Below are 18956 nucleotides of genomic sequence, written 5' to 3'. Positions count from 1 at the left end.
GTTTAAATAACCATATTTAATGAGCCAAATTATTGCTCAGCAGGCGCACGTAATAATAACCATAAAAACAGCACCGTACCGACCACACCAAAAACCGTCGCAACAGGAACCTCAAAAGGATAGCGAATGGAGCGTCCAATGATATCGCAGAGCAGTACTGCTGATGCCCCTAAAAGAGCCACTGCTGGCAAGCTGCGGCGTAATTTATCGCCCATGATGCGGCTAACGATATTGGGTACGACCAAGCCGATAAATGGAATCATCCCAACCGTTACCACCACAACAGCACTCATCATCGCTACCATTCCCACCCCAAGCCACGTCACTTGTTGTTTACTAATCCCTAAGTTCAGCGCGATATTGTCACCCAAACCAACGATGGTCAGTTTATCAGCGATAATATAAGCCAGCACGCACAGTCCACCTGTCAACCACAACAGCTCGTAACGTCCAGCTAATACCGAAGAGAAATCGCCAAATTGCCAAACACTCAGCATCTGTAATGACTCAGTTTGATAAGCGATAAAGGTCGTCACGGCTTCGATAATGCCACCAAAGACAATACCAATCAGTGGAATCATCAAAAAATCTGTCGGCGGAACGCGGTGAATCAGCAGCATAAAGAGCGTCATGCCACCTACCGCTGCTATGGTCGCGACGCCCATTTTGACCAACAGCGCGCTGGCGGGGAACAATAAACTGACTACGAGTAAACCTAGCGCAGCACTTTGGGTTGCCCCAACCATTGATGGCTCAACGAAGCGGTTTTTTAGCACCACTTGAATAATCATGCCTGCTACTGCCATCGCCACACCAGTCAAAATAATGGCAACGGTGCGCGGAATACGGCTCACCAACATTAACGAGCTATCAGAGTTAGCACTTTGACTGATAAGGCTTTGCAAAATACCTGACCACGAAAAATCTGCCACCCCAATCGATAAACTTAATACTACCAAAAGCCCCATAATCATGAGGCTAGCGGTATTGATAAGCCAGGGCGGTATGGCGGCGCGGTGTGGTTTAGTGCTGACACGGCTGCCACTATTTGCACGCTGTTGCCAGCTTGATGGCGCAGCGGGCAGAGCAGAGCTGGATTTAACGCTGGCTTGAGCACGAGGTGAAAATAGTGACATAACGGCTACTGGCTTACAAATGAAGTGTGAAAATTGTCATGAGCAACAACTGTCATGAGCAACAGTTGCTGGTATTGCGATAGGATTTATTTTGCAGCAGCAAAGGCGTTTTTAATCGTCGTTAAATCCTGAATCCATTGGTAATAACCGCCAAAGGCTAAGTAAGAATCTGGACTTAGATACACCACTTGGTCTTTACTCCAAGCAGTGGTTTGCGCGACCAGTGGATTGTCCAACACGGCTTTGGCACCAGCACCATCTTCACCAATCGCGGCGCTGCGATCGACGACGAATAACCAGTCAGGATTGGTTTTTTGTAGATATTCAAATGAGATTGGCTGACCGTGACGGGCGTCAGTGATTTGGTCATCTGCCATTGGAATATCTAATACACCATGAATAAAGCCGTAGCGCGACTTATCACCATAGGCGGACAGCTTATTGCCATTGACCATGACTACCAAGCCTTTTCCTTTATTGTCTTTCGTTAAAGCTTTTGTCTCATCAATCAGCGAGTCAATATTGCTTTGCAATTTTAATGCTTGATCGCTTTTACCAAATAAGGCACCCAAATCATGCAGGCGCTGCTTGCTTGACTCATAAATATTTGCCGTATCAATGCTCATATCGAGCGTTGGTGCGATACTTGATAGCTCATTGTATTTTTCTGCCATTCGCGAACCAATCAAAATAGCTTGCGGCTGCATGGCATTCAATGCTTCAAGGTCTGGTTCAAAAACCGTTCCAACTTCTTTAGGATCAGGATGTACTTTTGATTGTAAGTTATCTAAGTGTAGTCCACTTGGCATGCCGTCAACCGCGACGTCAAGTGCTGCTAAGTCTTGCATCAAGGTCATGTCATAAACGACCAATGGTGACGGGTTTATCGCTAAATCGACTTTGCCTTTTACTGTATCGACAGGGATGGTCGCAACAGAGACATTGTCATTCTCAGCAACATTCGAGGCCTCATCGGCTGTTTGGTTTTCAGCTTTGGTTTCGGTAATCTCATTATCACTTGAGTCAGGCGAGCTACAACCTGCTAGGCCAATACTGGCAATCAGCGCTGTCATCATGGCAGCTAATAATGGACGTTTAAAAAGAGGATTAACAGTACGATTAGAACATAAAGTAGTAGACATAAATAACTCGGTATATCAAAGGTTTGGTTGGTTTTATTATAAAAATGATAAAGAAAACGGCGAAACAATGAGTAAGAAAGCCTGAATTTATAAGCAGAGTTTTACGTTAACTTGCTTTTTTAACATAACAAAATAACTGCCATGATAAAGTAATTGAGACTTATTATCAATGCTAATGATAATGGTTTTTATTAAGCGCTTTTTACTTTTAAAACAACTTTGCTTAAGAGCTTTACTTAAGATAGGCCGCAAAAAAATAGAGGAGTTAAACATTTACTATTGATAATAGTTATCGTTTGCATTATTATTAGCGCCATTCTATGACGGTTAAATGTTAGGGTGTTATGAGTTCAACGGATTTAGACGCGCCACCTCTGAGACTGATACTTATCGCTATTATTGTAGTGGTCGGGTTACACGTGCTGACAGCAATCGCTTTAGTTTTAATCAAGGCGCCTGCGCCTAAAGTTGACTCCATCAAAAACACACCGCCGCTTGAAATTCAAATGGTCACATTACCTGCTAAGCCTGTCGAAAGTATGGTTACAGAGGTAGAAGAAACGCCAAAAAATAATCCCGAACCTAAGGCTAAATCACCACAAAAAGTTGCAGCCGTTACACCACAAGATCCAGTGGTAAAAGAGGAAAAGCCAACGGTTCAAAAAGAAGCGCCACCACAAAAGCCGCCTATAAAAGAACAACCAGTAAAGAAAAAAATAGAATACAAGCCACCAGTTATAGATAAAGCAGCTGCTGATGAGCAGCGCCGAATAATAGCGGCACAGGCAGAAAAAGCCGCGCAACAAGCACAAATGCAAGCAAAAGCTATGCAAGAAGCAAATGCGCAAGCCGCCCGTGAGGCTCAAACGGAGGCAGACGCCAAAGCCGCAACTGCTGCTAAACAAGCCGCTGAAATAAAGGCTGCAAAGCAAGCTGCAGAAGCTGCTGCTCGAGCAAAAGCAGAGGCTGATGCTAAAGCGGCAGCGGCAAGTAATGAACCGGTTAACTTTACAGCCAGTGCTGCTAATTGGGCATCGGCGCCAAACTTTAGCTTTCCCGACCGCGCTGCTAGGCGAGCCCGTTCAGGCGACACGCTCAATGTGGTGTTGGTATTGAGAGTGAATAAACAGGGCGGTATTGATAGCGTGCGAGTTATCCAATCGTCTGGAAATTCGATTTTAGATAAAGAAGCGCAGCGTCAAGTACGCTCAGGGAAATTCAAACCTTTTACAAAAAACGGCGCTCCAGTGGTTGGCAATGTCACCCTACCAATCGCTTATGCGGTTCCGTAAATGTATAACAACATAGTTATAAGACAGATATATAGCAACCAGTTATGACAAAGATATGTGCCAGTAAGTATTAGAAATGCATATGAACATTTGAAATATGCCTTGCTGAAAATCAAAAATGACAAGTAACGACGTCCCAATTTAAGGAGTCTGATATGGACTTTACAACCTACTGGCAATATAGCGATATGGTGACCAGAACCTTATTCTTTTTGCTCATCGCTTTATCTGTTGCCTCTTGGGTGACCGGTATCATCCGTATACTACAAAGTCGCAAACTGGCAGCTAGTGTCGCTGACGATTTGAGTCAACATATTCATAATAAACAAGCAAGCTTAGCTGACACGGATGCCGCGTCGCGACGATTGGTGATTGAGCAGACGCTACTTAAGCATATCGGTCGCTACCGTTTTGCAAGTGAGCGCGGATTGCCAATTCTTGGAACCACAGCAGCCATCGCACCATTCATTGGGTTGTTTGGAACAGTTTGGGGTATTTTTCATGCGCTGCATAACATCGGAACCACTGGTCAAGCAGGATTAGGACAAGTAGCAGGACCAATAGGTGAAGCCCTTATTATGACTGGTCTTGGTATCGCCGTTGCGATTCCAGCCGTGGTATTTTATAACCTTGCGGTGCGTATCAATCGCCGCGTGATGTACCAGGCTAACGATAGAGCGCATGATTTATTGGCGCAATCTACCGCGTTTGCTGCAGTTCAACAATCATCATTCCAATCGTCTGCAGTCCAGCAATCATCGATTCAGCAAGGTACTACTGCGACTCAAGCTCAGTTAATGAAAAGCGCAAATACAGACAAACAGGCTGTTCAGTCATCTGAGAATTATCACAAATCCGCGCCATCGCAGCTGTAATGGCTCTTCAGTAGAGAAAAATAAGCCAAAAAGCAAGGCGCGGACCAGCTAAAGGTACGAGCAGCAAAGACGACAACTAACGGTATTGAGAACAGTTATGGCATTTCACTTGGGTGATGATGATAGTCAAAGCATGAATGAGATGAACCTTATTCCGCTTATCGATATCATGCTGGTATTGATGATTATCTTTTTATTGACGGCGACCGTACTGAATCCGACGGTGCCATTAGATCTGCCAAAGACCAGCGCCGAGGTCAATGAAACACCGCCAGAGGCCATTCAAATTAGTATTGATAAAGATGCTGGCCTATTTTGGGATGATGAGCCTGTCAGCATAGAAGCATTAGAAAGGCGTCTGCAAGCGCAGTCTGCAAGCGGGAACGATCCTTCTATCCAGTTACGAGCAGACAAAGAAGGTAAATACGATACCGTGGCACAAGTATTGGCAGCGGCTAGTCAAGCAGGATTGACTAAGATTGCTTTTGTTAACGAGTAATTTGCAGAAGTAAGTAATTTAAAGAGGCAGCGCTTAGAAAAATACGCTGGCAAGATAAAGCACTAGGCTGATCAATAAGAAAATAGCCAAGACAATAAGAAGAATAATTAAAATAATAAATTTTTCTCCCGCCTCGCTTGGGTAACCTGGCGAGGTTATCTTTTTTTAGCAATCCTTAGCCTAAGTAAGTAGATTATATAACGAGTAGCAATTATAGCGATTACCAACCATAACCAAACGGACGATAACCATATCCCAATCGTCCGGGACCATAACCAAACGGATAGGGCGAGCGCAGATAATCAAGATCACGCTGACGGATATAATAGTAGCGACCTTGCGCGTAGGCTTCTTCTAGCTTATCAATGCCTTCGAGCGGACAGACAGGCTGCCAATCATAACCCTCGCGGCCTAACTTATAGGCATTGAGCTCAGTACAGTAGTTTTTTAGTCCTTGCTGACGTCCTTGCTCCCATAATACGCGGTTTGGCGTTGCGCCAATGACGCTTGCACATTGATTGGTATAGTTGCCAAGATAAGCACCCGAACGCCCGTGAAGTCCGTCAACATAGCCAACTTCTTGCCAATTGCTGTTTTGACATTGTTCAGGCGTTAGACTTTGGGTAGTGGCACAGCCTGATAAAGTAAGTAAAGTCGCGCCCACTAGCGGGATGGTAAGTCCAGATTTACTCAACAGTTTACCAACACATTTACTGGCTAGTGCAGCGGTCGATGAGTTCTGCTTAAGAAGATAATTCATAATAAACCTGCGCGCGTTTAAAATTATGGTTTATCATAGCACTTTTTTAAATAACCAACTTTTTGCATCTTGTTGTTAAATGAGGCGTTTTCTGTACTAAGCATTTGATATACCACTATAAATGATAGGGGGTTAGTAAGTGTCAGGTTCGCTTAGCGTTTGGCCATTTATAAACGATAGTATTTGAATTCGCTTGATTTTTAAAGGTTTGCGCTCATTATAAGCACGTAGATATGAGATTGTCGTGAAGAGCTGCTTTTCATTGCTAGCACTACATTAATTTCGTTAAAAGGTCAGACGGTTATGGGAATGTGGATTGCGATCGTCATTGTACTATTCGTATTAGGGAGTATGATGGCGCTCAAACCTAGCGGTATCGACCAGCGTTTAGATAAGCTGCGCATGACGGCGCGCCGTTTGCAGCTCAACCCAAAGCTGGTCACTTGCCCAGATTGGGTGAAGGGCAAAGACAATGAGTATGGCCGCGGCATGATCGGGCAGTACGGTTTGGTATTGGATAATGTGAAGCTGCCCTTGGCGCGATATCAGGTGATAGATGGTCAATGGCGTCCGGCAAGCGATGTCGGTAATAAAAGTGTTGGTATTAATAATAGCGACAACAATGGCTTAAAGAACAGCTTACCTGTACAAGCCAATTTTAGCTTAGATAAAGAGCCTCTAGCGCTACCAGCTAGCATCGAGCCATTTGTGAAAGCGTTAGTGATTAAGTCAAATAGCATTGTTATCTATTGGGAAGATATTGCTTATGTGCGTCCCGCGACCAATCCTGCTTATCAGCAACAAGCGATTGAAGGCGACTTGTTAATACTAAAGGCAAACCTCGAAAAATGGGCATTGAAGATGCAAAAGCGCCCATGAAATCGCAGTAAGCTAGTAAATTATTTTTTCGTCTCCATTAAAAGGCAATATGCAAGCGCTTTTGGCAAACTCTCAGTCATTTTAAGTTGACAGTTTAACGGCTAGCAGTGTAACGTCTTTATAACTGTATTTATGCATTAAGGTTATCGTTTGTTTTTTAACCGCTCTTATTGGCAGATCTTACTACAATAATTCGCTGAGCCATTATAACTAACCATTATAAATCGCCACGCTGCCAAATTTATTCTTATTCTATTTTACTTATTATGGTGTCGTCACTTATGGCAAAAACCGCAACCAAAGAAAGCCCAGCTACGGCTACTGACAAAACTAAAGGCAGCCCAAAAGGCAAGTCTTTGGTCATTGTAGAATCGCCCGCCAAGGCCAAAACAATTAACAAATACTTAGGCGACGATTTTATTGTTCGCTCAAGTATTGGTCATGTTCGAGATTTGCCCGTTGGCGCAAGTAAAAGCTCGAAGAAGCCAGCTTTGAGCAAAAAAGATAAGAGTCTGACCAAAGAAGAGAAAACTCAGCAAGCACTCGTACGGCGTATGGGCGTTGACCCTGAACATGATTGGGCGGCAGTTTATGAAGTACTACCGAATAAAACCAAAGTTATTAAAGAGCTCAAAGCCCTAGCCAAGGACGCCGACAAAATCTATCTGGCAACGGATATGGACAGAGAAGGGGAAGCGATTGCTTGGCATTTAAAAGAAGTCATCGGCGGCGCAGATAGCAAATATGAGCGCGTGGTCTTTAACGAGATTACCAAATCTGCGATTCAAAATGCCTTTAAGCAGCCATCAAAGCTTGATATTGACCGCGTCAATGCCCAGCAAGCGCGGCGCTTTTTAGACCGCGTGGTTGGCTTTATGGTATCTCCGTTACTGTGGCAAAAAGTGGCTCGCGGCCTGTCAGCAGGTCGCGTTCAATCAGTTGCTATGCGTTTGGTCGTTGAGCGTGAGCATGAAATCCGCGCCTTTATCCCAGAAGAGTACTGGCAAATCCATGCTGATACTCACGTTGCTGGTGGTAAAACCAAAAAGTCTGCAGACGCTGAGCAAGAGACTATTCGTTTAGAGGCCACCAAGCAAGGCGGAAAAACGTTAAAGCTCGTTAATAAAGAGCAGACCGATAAAGTCCTAGAAGTGCTTAAAACAAGTGACTTTATTGTTAAAGAGCGTGAAGAGAAACCGACACAGTCGCGCCCAAGTGCACCATTTATTACCTCGACTTTGCAACAAGCGGCCAGTACTCGATTGGGATTTTCGGTTAAAAAAACCATGATTTTGGCGCAGCGCTTATACGAAGCGGGTCATATTACTTATATGCGAACCGACTCGACTTTCTTATCTGGCGATGCGCTTGCTGCCGTGCGTGGTTATATCGAAGACAGCTACGGCGATAAATACGTACCAGAAAAGCCAAACTTTTATGGTAATAAGCAAGGTGCTCAAGAGGCGCATGAGGCGATTCGACCTTCTAACGTCAATATGAAATCAACCCAACTAAAAGGGGTTGAGCGTGATGCTATCCGTCTGTATGAGCTGATTTGGCGTCAGTTTGTGGCGTGTCAGATGACGCCTGCTAAATACTTATCGGTAAATCTGTTTGTTGCTGCGAGCGATGTTGAACTAAAAGCGCGCGGTCGCACTTTAGTGTTTGATGGCTTTACTAAAGTCATGCCACCAGCAAAGACCGACGATACTTTACTTCCAGATGTCAAACAAGGCGATAAATTAACGCTAGACAAACTTGATCCAAGTCAGCACTTTACTAAGCCACCGCCGCGTTATACCGAGGCAAGTTTGGTCAAAGAGCTCGAGAAAAAAGGCATCGGTCGACCTTCGACTTACGCTTCTATCATCTCGACTATTCAAGACCGCGGTTATGTAAAGCTTGAAAATAAACGTTTATTTGCCGAAAAAATGGGCGATATCGTCACCGACAGGCTAACGGCAAGTTTCCCCGATTTGATGGATTATACCTTTACTGCCGCGCTAGAAGACAAGCTTGACCATGTCGCAGAAGGCGATACTGACTGGAAAGATGTCCTTGATAATTTCTATGGCGACTTTAAGACGACTCTTGACCGTGCCAAAGAAAAAGACGGTATGCGCCCAAATGATCCAACCGATGTGCCAGATGTCCATTGCGATTTGTGTGATCGTCCGATGCAGCTACGAACTGGGTCAACGGGCGTATTTTTAGGTTGTACGGGTTACAACTTGCCACCAAAAGAGCGCTGCAAAGGCACCAAAAATTTAATGCCAGTTGAAGCATTTGCCAATCTTGATGATGGCGACAGCGATGATGAAGCAGCCGAAGTTAAAGATTTGATGGAGAAAAAACGCTGTCCGAAATGCGGAACGGCGATGAATGGCTATATCGTCGATGGTGGTCTTAAGCTGCACATCTGCGGTAATAACCCTGATTGCGACGGCTATATCCTAGAAGAAGGTAAGTTTGAAGTACCGGGTTCAGATGCGCCGACCATCGACTGCGATAAATGCGATGGGCAAATGGAACTAAAAACCGGACGTTTTGGGCCTTACTTTGCGTGTCAGAAATGTGACAATACCCGTAAGGTACTTAAAACCGGCGAAGCAGCACCGCCGCGAATGGAGCCCATCCATATGCCTGAGCTAAAATCAACCAAGCACGATGATTACTTTATCTTGCGTGAAGGGGCAGCAGGGATGTTCTTAGCCGCGTCTAAATTCCCGAAAGTCCGTGAAACCCGACCGCCAAAACTTGCTGAGCTACGTGATATCAAAGATAAAATGGAAGATAAATTCCAGTATTTGTTTGAAGGGCCAGATGAAGATCCTGATGGCAATCCAACGATTCTGCGTTGGTCACGCAAGAAAAAAGAGCAGTATATCGGTTCTGAGAAAAATGGTAAGGCCACGCGTTGGGGACTGTATTGGCGTAACGGCGAGTGGGTAGAAGAGTAAAAACCTGATGTTATCACTAAAAAACCTCTTAGAATATCTAAGAGGTTTTTTTTATGCTATGGATTTTCATGAAACCAATAGCATTTAACTTTAAACGCTATTCTTTAAATCTCATTTGTTAAACCTTATTAGATCTTTTCTATGATACCACAGGCAACGCGCTCACCTGAATTACCAGCTGGCTGGCTCTTATAGTCGTCAGCACCGCTATGCACGATAAAGGCTCGACGGTTAACGCTATATTTACCGACATCAGCAGCAGATATTTTCTTATTCACATAGTTAATCGTTGCCACGCCGTCGGCATTGGCCGTCAAGTTTGGTAAATCACCTGCATGACCATTCATGTCATCAGGGTTAGAGTGCGGCTTGTTGTCTGGATTAAAATGACCACCAGCCGCTTTACCCATATTGGCGCAGCTACCCGTTTCATGAATATGTAATGCGACTGTTTTACCAGGTTGCAAATTCATAAGTTTACCATAAACTTGAACGCCACCGTCTACTGGGCGCAAGAACACTTGTCCCACTTCATCTTTATTACCAGAAACTGCCTTAATGGTTGATTTTAGCGCGGGCTGATTAACAGGATTACCCGTTTGCATTTGACCTTCTACCGTTTGGCAACCCGTCATCGCTAGGGCAGAACCGCATAATAGTGCACTTGCAAGCATCGTCTTATTCATTATTGTCTTCCTTTATATTATATTTAAAATTTATCGAGTTTCTTTGAGCTCGATAAATAGTATAGCCAAGCTAAATCGGTAGATATTCATCAAAAGCGCAACAAAGCGTTAATATATGTAAGTCTTGTACTATAGATATAGCAACATTAAAGTAGCTCGTAATTACGTTTGGCCAAAATAAAATGACGAATGTCAGTGTTAATCAAATGCAATATCATTCATCATGACGAATTGAAATAACAATAATAAATATTTATAAAACAATAAGGAGTCATCATGACTATTATGTCTAAAATTACTACTGCAGCTATATTGGGATTGGGGCTGATGAGCGTAGGTGGTAGTGCACAAGCGGCATCGCAAACAGGCGACTTACACTATAACGCCGATTGCGGTGTTAAAGAATTACGTATGGCAAAGGGCAGCTTTGATGTGAATCGGGCGGGCGCGATTAAAGGAAGTAAATATTGCGAGTATCAGTTCTATGCCAAAAAAGGACAAAAAGTCAGCGCAACCATCGTTGGTAGTAATGATGTATATCCTGTACTTTATGGCACCAATTCGCCAGATATCAGTTCTGAGACGGTGACACTAGATAAAACGGGTGAGCATACCATTCGTGTGTTGCAACCGCGCAATCAAGCTCGCGAAGGCAATACGCCAAAGCCATATTATATGACGGTGACGATTAAATAGTGGTCTGTAATGGCTAGCTTTTGATATAGAAAGCCAAGCGTTTGTTTTATGCTTGGCTTTTTTGTGCCTTGAATTTATATTAACGCGTGACGGTTTTTTGGTTTTTCCAGATTACTGTTTCGCCTGTATCAAGCTTTTGGGTAAGCAGATAATAAGGTAGGCTTGGATTGTCGATATTGGCGTTTGAAAGTTGCTCTAAGGTTAATTGGCTTTTACTTAGTTGCTCAAGCTCTCGGATTTTGTCTTCGGCGGCCTCGCGTTTTGGGCCACATCCCATCATGGTTTGCGGCCCTGAGCCAATTAACAGCATATTGTCAGGCGTTAAAATATAGGGGCCACCAACGCCATTACAGTCTGAGCCAAACCCCACTTGATGCTCCTCATTGTATACGGGAAAACCAAAATAGGCGCTGACGGGAAACCCTGGACGGCTGATCTCAATAATAGCTTTATTATTACTATCGACCGCGCTAACGAGTCGCCATCGATAGGTTTTTAACAGCTCATAGGTAATTGGAAGCCCAGATATCGGCTGTAATTTTTTAGGCGTACCCTCAAAGATAAACTGTTTGTCTTGGGCGTTTAATGCCAATTCATAAGGAGTTGGTTTTTTTAAAGATGTACTATTTAAGACAGAAGGTAGTTTTGGCAATAGCTGTTGTGGTGTTGAGATGACTTTAAGGTTAAAACGGCCTCGGCCATACTTTGGAAATAGCTGATTTAAATAATCCGCAATATCGCTTGCCACTTGCTTATCCCTTATTTTACAGGATGCTGGGGTGGTAGTCGTGACGCCAAAAGAGCTATAAGTATAATTATGATAGCCATCATGATGCAGGCGATAACGCTGGCAGTCATATGTAAATACTATATTGCTCGGACGCACATCCATTATCAATGGCGGTACAGTATCGCCCCCAGCATAGCTATCAGAATCCACATGAGTGACCACATCTTGGCTATCTATCCAGCGCACCAGTTTCCAATCAAAGCGGTTGAGGCTTTCAACTGGTAGCTCGGGCAGTTTCCATGAGGCAATGTATTCATTATCTTCACTTTGTGGAAACGTAATAATCGCTTCATTGTTCTCTACTGGTTTTGGCGCTTTAGCGGTTATCGATTCAATTACGCTATTATCTATAGTCTGGCAGCCGACTAAGCTTGCCACGCCCAACATGCTTATTAAAGTAAGCGTACGAGCTGGCGTCAATAAATGGCATAAAAGGGTCATAATGCTTATCCGTTTTTATATTAAATGTAGATCCGTATAAATAATTTAAATATTGTTAAGGCGCCTCTTTTATTTCGTTTTGCCAAACTAAGGTTTCGCCTGTTGCCATCGTTTGCAATAGGTTATAGTGTGGAAAATTAATTTGGTTTTTTGATGAGGTCGATACTTGTTCTGAAGGTTGCAAACTTAATGTCAGCTGACTGCTGCTATCACGCATTAAATCAAACAAAGCGGACTCGATTCTATTGCCTGTCTCACCGCAGCCCATTACAGTACTAATAATAATGCCGACTTCGAAGGTATTATCATTGAGTAAAGAATAAGGCGCGCGCGAGCCATTACAGCCTGAGCTAAAGGATGCGTATTGACTGTCAGGCCAACTCTCAAAGCTCGCTGAAATAGGGTGATCAGGGTGATAAAAATTTCCCAAAGATTTTCTAGTTAATTCCCCTTTTGCATCATAAGTATTACTGACGGCGCTTACCAGCGTCCAATGATACTGCTCCAATAATTCATTAGTAATGGGCAATCCAGTGGGAGCTGCCAACGTTTTAGATGAACCTATAAAGATTAAGCGATTGCCGTTTTCGATATTAAGTGCCAAACGTTTAGGGGCAGCTTGTATGGCGACTGGCGTTGATTCTGATGTTAAATGCGAAGTTGGCAATAACTCAAAATTAAGCCTAACAGGTGCGTACTCAACAAATAGCGATTGAATACTATTATCCTCTTTAGTTGCAGTATCAGTACTATTGTCGTTATGACAAGTTTTGGGTATTTTAGCAAGATGAGAATAATAGGGATAAGGCGGCGCGGACATCGCATAAAAATCCATCCTATACTGCTCACAGCCTTGATAAAGACTGATGGAACTAGGTGCTACTTGTAAGGTAATCGGCGTAAAGTTTGCAATATCGACGATATTACCGTTTTGATTAATTACTTGCGCCAATTGCCAGTCATAGTGAGCTACCCATTGCATTACTTGTGATTCTTTAATTACTATCTCGTCAGTAAAGTTAGATTTATCTTTAATAACAGGTGCGTTGACGATAGTGGTCTGCTGGATACTATTCAATGGCGCAGACTGGCAACCCATTAATCCCACTGCTACAGACAAACTGATAATAGTTAATGAGCGCTTTATAGGTGGCAGGAGCATTGTAAAATCCTTTTTAAAAAATATGAAAATGAATAGAGGCTAAGGTGTTTTCTTTATTTCATTCTTCCAGATAAACGTTTCGCCTGATTCTAACTTTTGAGTAAGGAGATAGCTAGATTCAGAGTTATCAGAAGGACTGGATACTCTCTGCTTATCAAGATTGATCAATGTTAACTGACTAGCGCTATAAAGCATTAGGCGGCTAAGGCTTGATTCAATATCATCAATGTCATCACCACACCCTACCATCATTGAAGGGTTGCCACCAATTAGCAACGTCTGATTAGTAGATAAAGCATAAGACCCACCAGCCCCATTGCATCCGACAGAAAATCCAATACTTTGGCTAAAACTACTTTGCTGAGGATTGCTATAATCATGTGAACCGAGCCTGTAGTTTGCAGTAATAGGTACATCTAGACGATTAAATTTATTAATAGTTTTATTGGTATCGTCAGTTGCACTAATAAGACGCCATTGGTATCGCTCTAATAATTCATTGGTAAGCGGCATGCCCGCCACAGGATATTCAGGCTTGGGCGTACCCGAAAAAATCAGCGTTTTTCCTTTATTGGTTTTTAGAGCCAGATGTTTTAATGTCTTGTTAGAATTCTGTGCAGAGTTTGGTAGTACTGGATCAAATCTGAAAGCTGTATCTGAATAGGGTATAAAAACACCATTTACGACATTTCCTGTTTTGTTTTTGATTGTGTTTTTATTACTCAAATTTTCGATAATTGAATGGTTTACTGTGGTGCAGTTATCAGATGGTTCTCTGATATTGATTTGCCCGTAAAGGTACGGTAATGGTAACCACATATCAAAAGAAACTTGTTGACGCTGACAGCCTTCTGTAAATGTTAAAAGGCTTGGATGTACCTCCATTATCAAAGGCAGCTTTTGGTTAAAAGGCTTGATTCGACCCTTATCATCGCTGACATGGGTTAATTGCCACTCATATTTCGTGGTGGTTTGAAACAGTCTGGATTCGAGCGTGGTCGCTGACCAGTTTTTATCGTCGATAACGGTACTGGTTTGTGCTGAATGATTAAGGCTGTTGGTCTGGCAGCCTAATAAAGCGAAGGGTAGTAATGTGCTTATTACAACTAGAGACACGCTTAAATGATTTAACATTATACTTTCCTAGTTAATAAACATTTGTATAAAATATAGCATAGGGTTTTATTTAGATTGTTGTTTATTATTGCCAAAAAAAGCCGCCTACATTGCTGTAAGCGGCTTTTGAATGGCTAAGACTGATTAATTAATTATTCAATTAATTGTGTAGCGCTTTACCTTTGGTTTTATCAACCGTTACTTTCGCAGGCTTAATCGGTATTGGCATGCTGACCAATGCTACTTTTAATATCTCATCGATCGTCGCGACTGGCTGAATGGTCAAGCCTTCTTTGACGTTATCAGGGATATCAGCTAAGTCGCGCTCATTGGTCGCTGGAATCAACACATGCTTGATTCCACCGCGATGCGCAGCAAGTAGCTTCTCTTTAAGACCACCGATGCGTAGGATTTTACCGCGTAAGGTAATCTCGCCTGTCATCGCAATATCTGGACGAATCGCAATACCCGTTAATGCCGATACTAACGCTGTGGTTAGCGCACCACCTGCCGATGGACCGTCTTTCGGTGTTGCGCCTTCTGGCATATGGACGTGGACGTCAGTGGTTTTAAAGGTCTCATAATCAATCCCTAAGCTATCACCGCGAGCACGAACGACGCTCATAGCGGCGCGAATCGACTCTTTCATCACATCGCCAAGTGAACCGGTAAAGCTTAGCTCGCCTTTACCTTTCATGGCGACAGCTTCGATGGTCAGTAGCTCACCACCGACTTGTGTCCAAGCAAGCCCAGTCACGCGACCAATCTCAGGCTCTTCTTCCGCTAGACCGTAGTCATACTGATGCACACCTAGATAGTCATCGATGTTTTTGTCATTGACCACCACTAGCTCACGTTCTGCTTTTTTAGGAGCACGCGCGCCATGAGTTTCGACCGAACCGCGAACCACTTTACGGCAGATTTTATTGACTTCACGCTCAAGGTTTCGAACGCCAGCTTCACGCGTATAGCTGCGAACGATGCTGTGCAATGCCGCTTCAACAATTTCAATCTCACCTTCTTTGAGACCGTTATTTTTGATCGCTTTTGGCACGAGATATTTTTGCGCGATATTGACCTTTTCTTCTTCGGTATAACCCGGCAGACGAATGACTTCCATACGGTCAAGTAGTGCTGGCGGAATGTCCATGCTGTTGGCGGTACAAATAAACATCACTTGCGATAAATCTAAGTCCATATCCAAATAATGGTCGTTAAAGGTATCGTTCTGTGAGGGGTCTAACACTTCAAGTAACGCTGATGCTGGATCGCCACGGAAGTCTTGCGCCATCTTGTCGATTTCATCCAACAAGAATAGCGGGTTTTTAACTTCGACTTTCGCTAATGACTGGACAATTTTACCTGGCATCGCACCGATATAGGTTCGGCGATGACCACGAATTTCCGCTTCATCACGGACGCCACCTAACGCCATGCGAACGAACTTACGACCGGTAGCACGAGCAATCGACTCGCCCAATGAAGTTTTACCGACACCCGGAGGACCTACTAAGCAAAGAATCGGACCGCGCAGTTTTTTCACCCGCGACTGAACGGCGAGATACTCTAAAATACGGTCTTTAACGTCTTGCAAGCCGTAATGATCTTCATCTAAGACGGTTTTAGCTTTGTCTAAATTGATGGAAACTTTGGTCGTCGCATTCCACGGCGTATCCAAAATCCATTCAATATAGTTACGAACGACTGAAGACTCACTCGATGCAGGCGGCATCGTTTTAAGTTTTTTTAGCTCTTGTTCCGCTTTTTTACGCACATCTTCTGGTAGGTCAGCTTCATCTAAACGCTGCTCAAGCTCAGCCACGTCATCTTCATCGAACGCGCCGTCATTCATATCTGACAGCTCGTTTTTGATGGCTTTCATCTTCTCGTTTAAGAAGTACTCGCGCTGATTGTCTTCCATTTGCTGACGAACGGCATCTTGGATATCTTGCTCGATATTTTGCTCAGCACTTTGTTTAACGAGATATTCGGTCAAGGTATTGATGTGGGTTTTGATATCATCTTTTTCTAAAAACGATTGCTTGATATCTAAATCCATCGACACTCGGGTTGAGATAAAATACACCAGCTCAAGCAAATCATCGATACGTTTTGCGACGCGGGTTAGCTCACGGGCATTACGCAGGCGCGCATCGGCATAGCCTTCAAACAATGTCGTTAAGGCTTGAATGGTATTTTTTTGCTGGCTCTCGTCCATAGTGACATCGAGATCAGCACGCGTAAAGCCTGCCATCAATAGCTCGTCATGATTTTCGATGCTATCGACGCGAGCACGGTATTGACCTTCAATCAGTACTTTGATGCAATTCTCATCGCTATCATGCGGCATGGTACTGACGATGCGGCACACGGTTCCGTACTGATACAAGTTATCTTGATCAATATCCTCGGTTAGCGAGTCTTTTTGCGCCACAACCAATACTTTATTACCATATTCGGCTTGTGCCAATTCAACGGCTTTTACCGAGGGCGCACGACCGACAAATAAGGCAATTTGCATATGCGGATAAACAACGACATCGCGTAATGCTAGCAGCGGAAGATAGTTCTCTTCGCCATCTTTAACTTTGTTGCCATTGTCTTCGACAGTTTCAGACGTCGATTCTGACTCGTTTTCTAACGTATCGTCAGATGAGGTATTTAGCGTATTATTATCAGCAACGCTAGATGAAACGTCGACATCGATGTCGATATTGTCTTGGGCAATTTTATGTTCACTCATATATTCTTCCTCGTTCACCAGACTTGTAAAGTCAAGTTAGTGGTTCATGATTAGATAAATGGTGCTGCTAGACAAAATTGCAAGGCTATATAACCAACCACAAGGAGAATATTGCGTCTTTATTTGCATTCTCTGATATGTCTGCTAGGTTCTGCGCGTGGGTTTTTTGAGCAAAATCAGGTAAACTGACGCGCGTCTTAACCGCTCAGTTCAAACGACGGCTGTATGAATTGAAATGGGGGTTAAAACACTAGGGCGAATAAATAGGTTAGCAAAGTGTCGATAGCAGACCAAAAAATATAGGTAAGGGGCGAAAATATGACCATCAATGCGGTGCTACTGGCAGTCGTCATCATGCTAGGGCTATCTTTGGCACGGGTACACGTGGTACTTAGTTTGTTAATCGGGGCGCTGGCAGGTGGACTTATCGCAGGCCTCGGAATAACCGATACCTTAAACGCCTTTCAAGAAGGTATCCGAAATGGCGCGCAAATCGCGTTGTCTTATGCCTTGTTGGGTGCTTTTGCGGTGGCGATTGCGCATTCTGGCTTGCCGCAATCTTTGGCAGGCGCGGTCATTAAACGTATTGATGCAGGTGGCGCAGGTATAGGGACAGGCGGCATGATTAAGTACATGCTGTTTGCAGGACTGGTTATGATGAGCTGCTTTAGTCAAAACTTAATTCCCATTCATATCGCCTTTATTCCATTGCTTGTACCGCCTTTACTGCTCGCCTTTAATCGCATGCAAATTGATAGACGTCTGATTGCTTGTCTGATTACGTTTGGTCTAGTGACCACTTATATGTTTATTCCCTACGGTTTTGGTGATATTTACCTCAATCAAATCATGCTCAAAAATGTCGGCGAAGCGGGTATTGATGTGTCTAATATTTCGGTTACGCATGCGATGGCAATTCCAGCGCTGGGTATGTTAGTGGGATTATTGACCGCTATATTTATTAGTTATCGTAAGCCGCGCCAGTATGCCCAATTAACCATTGATAAAGACGCTCGCGATGCGGTGGTAGAAAATGACGCTTTAAGCAAAACAGCCGCCGATGCCCAAACGCAAAGCAAAATGAAAACGCTAGTAGCGATTGCTGCGATTGTCACCGCCTTTGTGGTTCAGCTATATACTGATTCACTTTTACTTGGCTCGATGTTTGGCTTTGGGGTTTTTATGGCGACAGGGGTGGTCAAGTGGCGTGACGCCGATACGGTATTTAATGACGGTATCAAGTTGATGGCAATGATTGGCTTTATTATGATTACCGCGCAAGGGTTTGCTGAGGTTATGAAAGCCACCGAGCAAATCCAACCATTGGTTGATGGCGCAACGGCAGTTTTTGGCGGTAATAAGGCGATGGCGGCCTTTGTCATGTTACTACTTGGTTTGATTGTGACCATGGGGATCGGCTCGTCTTTTTCAACCATTCCGATTTTGGCAGCAATCTATGTGCCGTTATGTATCTCACTTGGGTTTTCACCTCTTGCGACGGTTGCTATTGTTGGGACGGCGGGCGCACTTGGTGATGCCGGTTCGCCTGCGTCAGACTCAACCCTTGGACCAACCTCTGGTTTAAATGTCGATGGTCAACATGACCATATTAAGGACAGCGTGATACCAACCTTTATCCATTACAACATTCCGTTATTACTATTTGGTTGGATTGCGGCGATGGTACTTTAATTGAAAACCTAGACGCTTAATACCGATTTGAAAAAGGCGAGGGATTTAACAATCATTCGCCTTTTTAGTTGCTTATTAGATATTCCT

General features: G+C 43.7%; 15 protein-coding genes. 7 read left to right on the top strand and 8 right to left on the bottom strand.

Features of this window, described 5'->3' with window-relative positions:
• Positions 1-29: 29 nt before the first annotated feature.
• Together B4K26_RS03250 and B4K26_RS03245 are read right to left on the bottom strand one after the other, a co-directional pair.
• Positions 30-1136 (bottom strand): ABC transporter permease, encoded by a 1107-nt coding sequence (locus B4K26_RS03250; RefSeq protein ID WP_296243512.1) that lies wholly within the window; start codon positions 1134-1136, stop codon positions 30-32.
• A gap of 86 nt (positions 1137-1222) precedes the next feature.
• Positions 1223-2278 (bottom strand): siderophore ABC transporter substrate-binding protein, encoded by a 1056-nt coding sequence (locus tag B4K26_RS03245; RefSeq protein ID WP_296243511.1) that lies wholly within the window; start codon positions 2276-2278, stop codon positions 1223-1225.
• A gap of 344 nt (positions 2279-2622) precedes the next feature.
• On the opposite strand from B4K26_RS03245, the gene B4K26_RS03240 reads away from it, so the two are divergent.
• The 3 genes from B4K26_RS03240 to B4K26_RS03230 all read left to right on the top strand — a co-directional run bounded on the left by B4K26_RS03240 (position 2623) and on the right by B4K26_RS03230 (position 4944).
• Positions 2623-3570, top strand: a complete 948-nt coding sequence (locus B4K26_RS03240; RefSeq protein WP_296243510.1) for an energy transducer TonB — start codon at positions 2623-2625, stop codon at positions 3568-3570.
• A gap of 155 nt (positions 3571-3725) precedes the next feature.
• Positions 3726-4445 carry a MotA/TolQ/ExbB proton channel family protein gene (locus B4K26_RS03235; RefSeq protein WP_296243509.1) on the top strand — a complete coding sequence of 240 codons (720 nt, stop codon included), beginning with the start codon at positions 3726-3728 and terminating at the stop codon, positions 4443-4445.
• A 97-nt stretch (positions 4446-4542) separates the two neighbouring features.
• Positions 4543-4944, top strand: a complete 402-nt coding sequence (locus B4K26_RS03230) for an ExbD/TolR family protein (protein WP_296243508.1) — start codon at positions 4543-4545, stop codon at positions 4942-4944.
• Between the two features lie 220 nt (positions 4945-5164).
• On the opposite strand, the gene B4K26_RS03225 is transcribed toward B4K26_RS03230, so the two are convergent.
• Positions 5165-5704 (bottom strand): DUF2799 domain-containing protein, encoded by a 540-nt coding sequence (locus tag B4K26_RS03225; RefSeq protein ID WP_296243507.1) that lies wholly within the window; start codon positions 5702-5704, stop codon positions 5165-5167.
• Between the two features lie 303 nt (positions 5705-6007).
• Between B4K26_RS03225 and B4K26_RS03220 the strand changes: the two genes are divergently transcribed.
• Together B4K26_RS03220 and topA are read left to right on the top strand one after the other, a co-directional pair.
• Complete coding sequence (locus B4K26_RS03220) at positions 6008-6583, top strand: hypothetical protein (protein ID WP_296243506.1); 576 nt, start codon at positions 6008-6010, stop codon at positions 6581-6583.
• Positions 6584-6864: 281 nt separating this feature from the next.
• Positions 6865-9543, top strand: a complete 2679-nt coding sequence (gene topA, locus B4K26_RS03215) for a type I DNA topoisomerase (RefSeq protein ID WP_296243505.1) — start codon at positions 6865-6867, stop codon at positions 9541-9543.
• Between the two features lie 128 nt (positions 9544-9671).
• Here the strand turns inward: topA and B4K26_RS03210 are convergent, their stop codons facing one another.
• Complete coding sequence (locus tag B4K26_RS03210) at positions 9672-10229, bottom strand: superoxide dismutase family protein (RefSeq protein WP_296243504.1); 558 nt, start codon at positions 10227-10229, stop codon at positions 9672-9674.
• Positions 10230-10505: 276 nt separating this feature from the next.
• On the opposite strand from B4K26_RS03210, the gene B4K26_RS03205 reads away from it, so the two are divergent.
• On the top strand, positions 10506-10925 hold the full coding sequence (locus B4K26_RS03205; protein ID WP_296243503.1) for a hypothetical protein: 420 nt from the start codon (positions 10506-10508) through the stop codon (positions 10923-10925).
• Positions 10926-11004: 79 nt separating this feature from the next.
• Here the strand turns inward: B4K26_RS03205 and B4K26_RS03200 are convergent, their stop codons facing one another.
• The 4 genes from B4K26_RS03200 to lon all read right to left on the bottom strand — a co-directional run bounded on the left by B4K26_RS03200 (position 11005) and on the right by lon (position 17177).
• Positions 11005-12156 carry an META domain-containing protein gene (locus B4K26_RS03200; RefSeq protein WP_296243502.1) on the bottom strand — a complete coding sequence of 384 codons (1152 nt, stop codon included), beginning with the start codon at positions 12154-12156 and terminating at the stop codon, positions 11005-11007.
• Positions 12157-12211: 55 nt separating this feature from the next.
• Complete coding sequence (locus B4K26_RS03195; RefSeq protein WP_296243501.1) at positions 12212-13318, bottom strand: META domain-containing protein; 1107 nt, start codon at positions 13316-13318, stop codon at positions 12212-12214.
• A 39-nt stretch (positions 13319-13357) separates the two neighbouring features.
• On the bottom strand, positions 13358-14452 hold the full coding sequence (locus B4K26_RS03190; RefSeq protein WP_296243500.1) for a hypothetical protein: 1095 nt from the start codon (positions 14450-14452) through the stop codon (positions 13358-13360).
• A 142-nt stretch (positions 14453-14594) separates the two neighbouring features.
• Positions 14595-17177, bottom strand: coding sequence for an endopeptidase La (lon, locus tag B4K26_RS03185; protein ID WP_296243499.1), 2583 nt, complete (start codon positions 17175-17177; stop codon positions 14595-14597).
• Positions 17178-17495: 318 nt separating this feature from the next.
• On the opposite strand from lon, the gene B4K26_RS03180 reads away from it, so the two are divergent.
• A complete protein-coding gene (locus B4K26_RS03180) occupies positions 17496-18869 on the top strand; it encodes a Na+/H+ antiporter family protein (protein WP_296243498.1) in 1374 nt (457 codons plus the stop codon).
• Positions 18870-18956 lie beyond the last annotated feature (87 nt).

The sequence above is a fragment of the Psychrobacter sp. UBA6766 genome (genome assembly GCF_002453355.1).
Classification (GTDB): domain Bacteria; phylum Pseudomonadota; class Gammaproteobacteria; order Pseudomonadales; family Moraxellaceae; genus Psychrobacter.
This window is presented reverse-complemented; position numbering and strand designations above follow the sequence as displayed.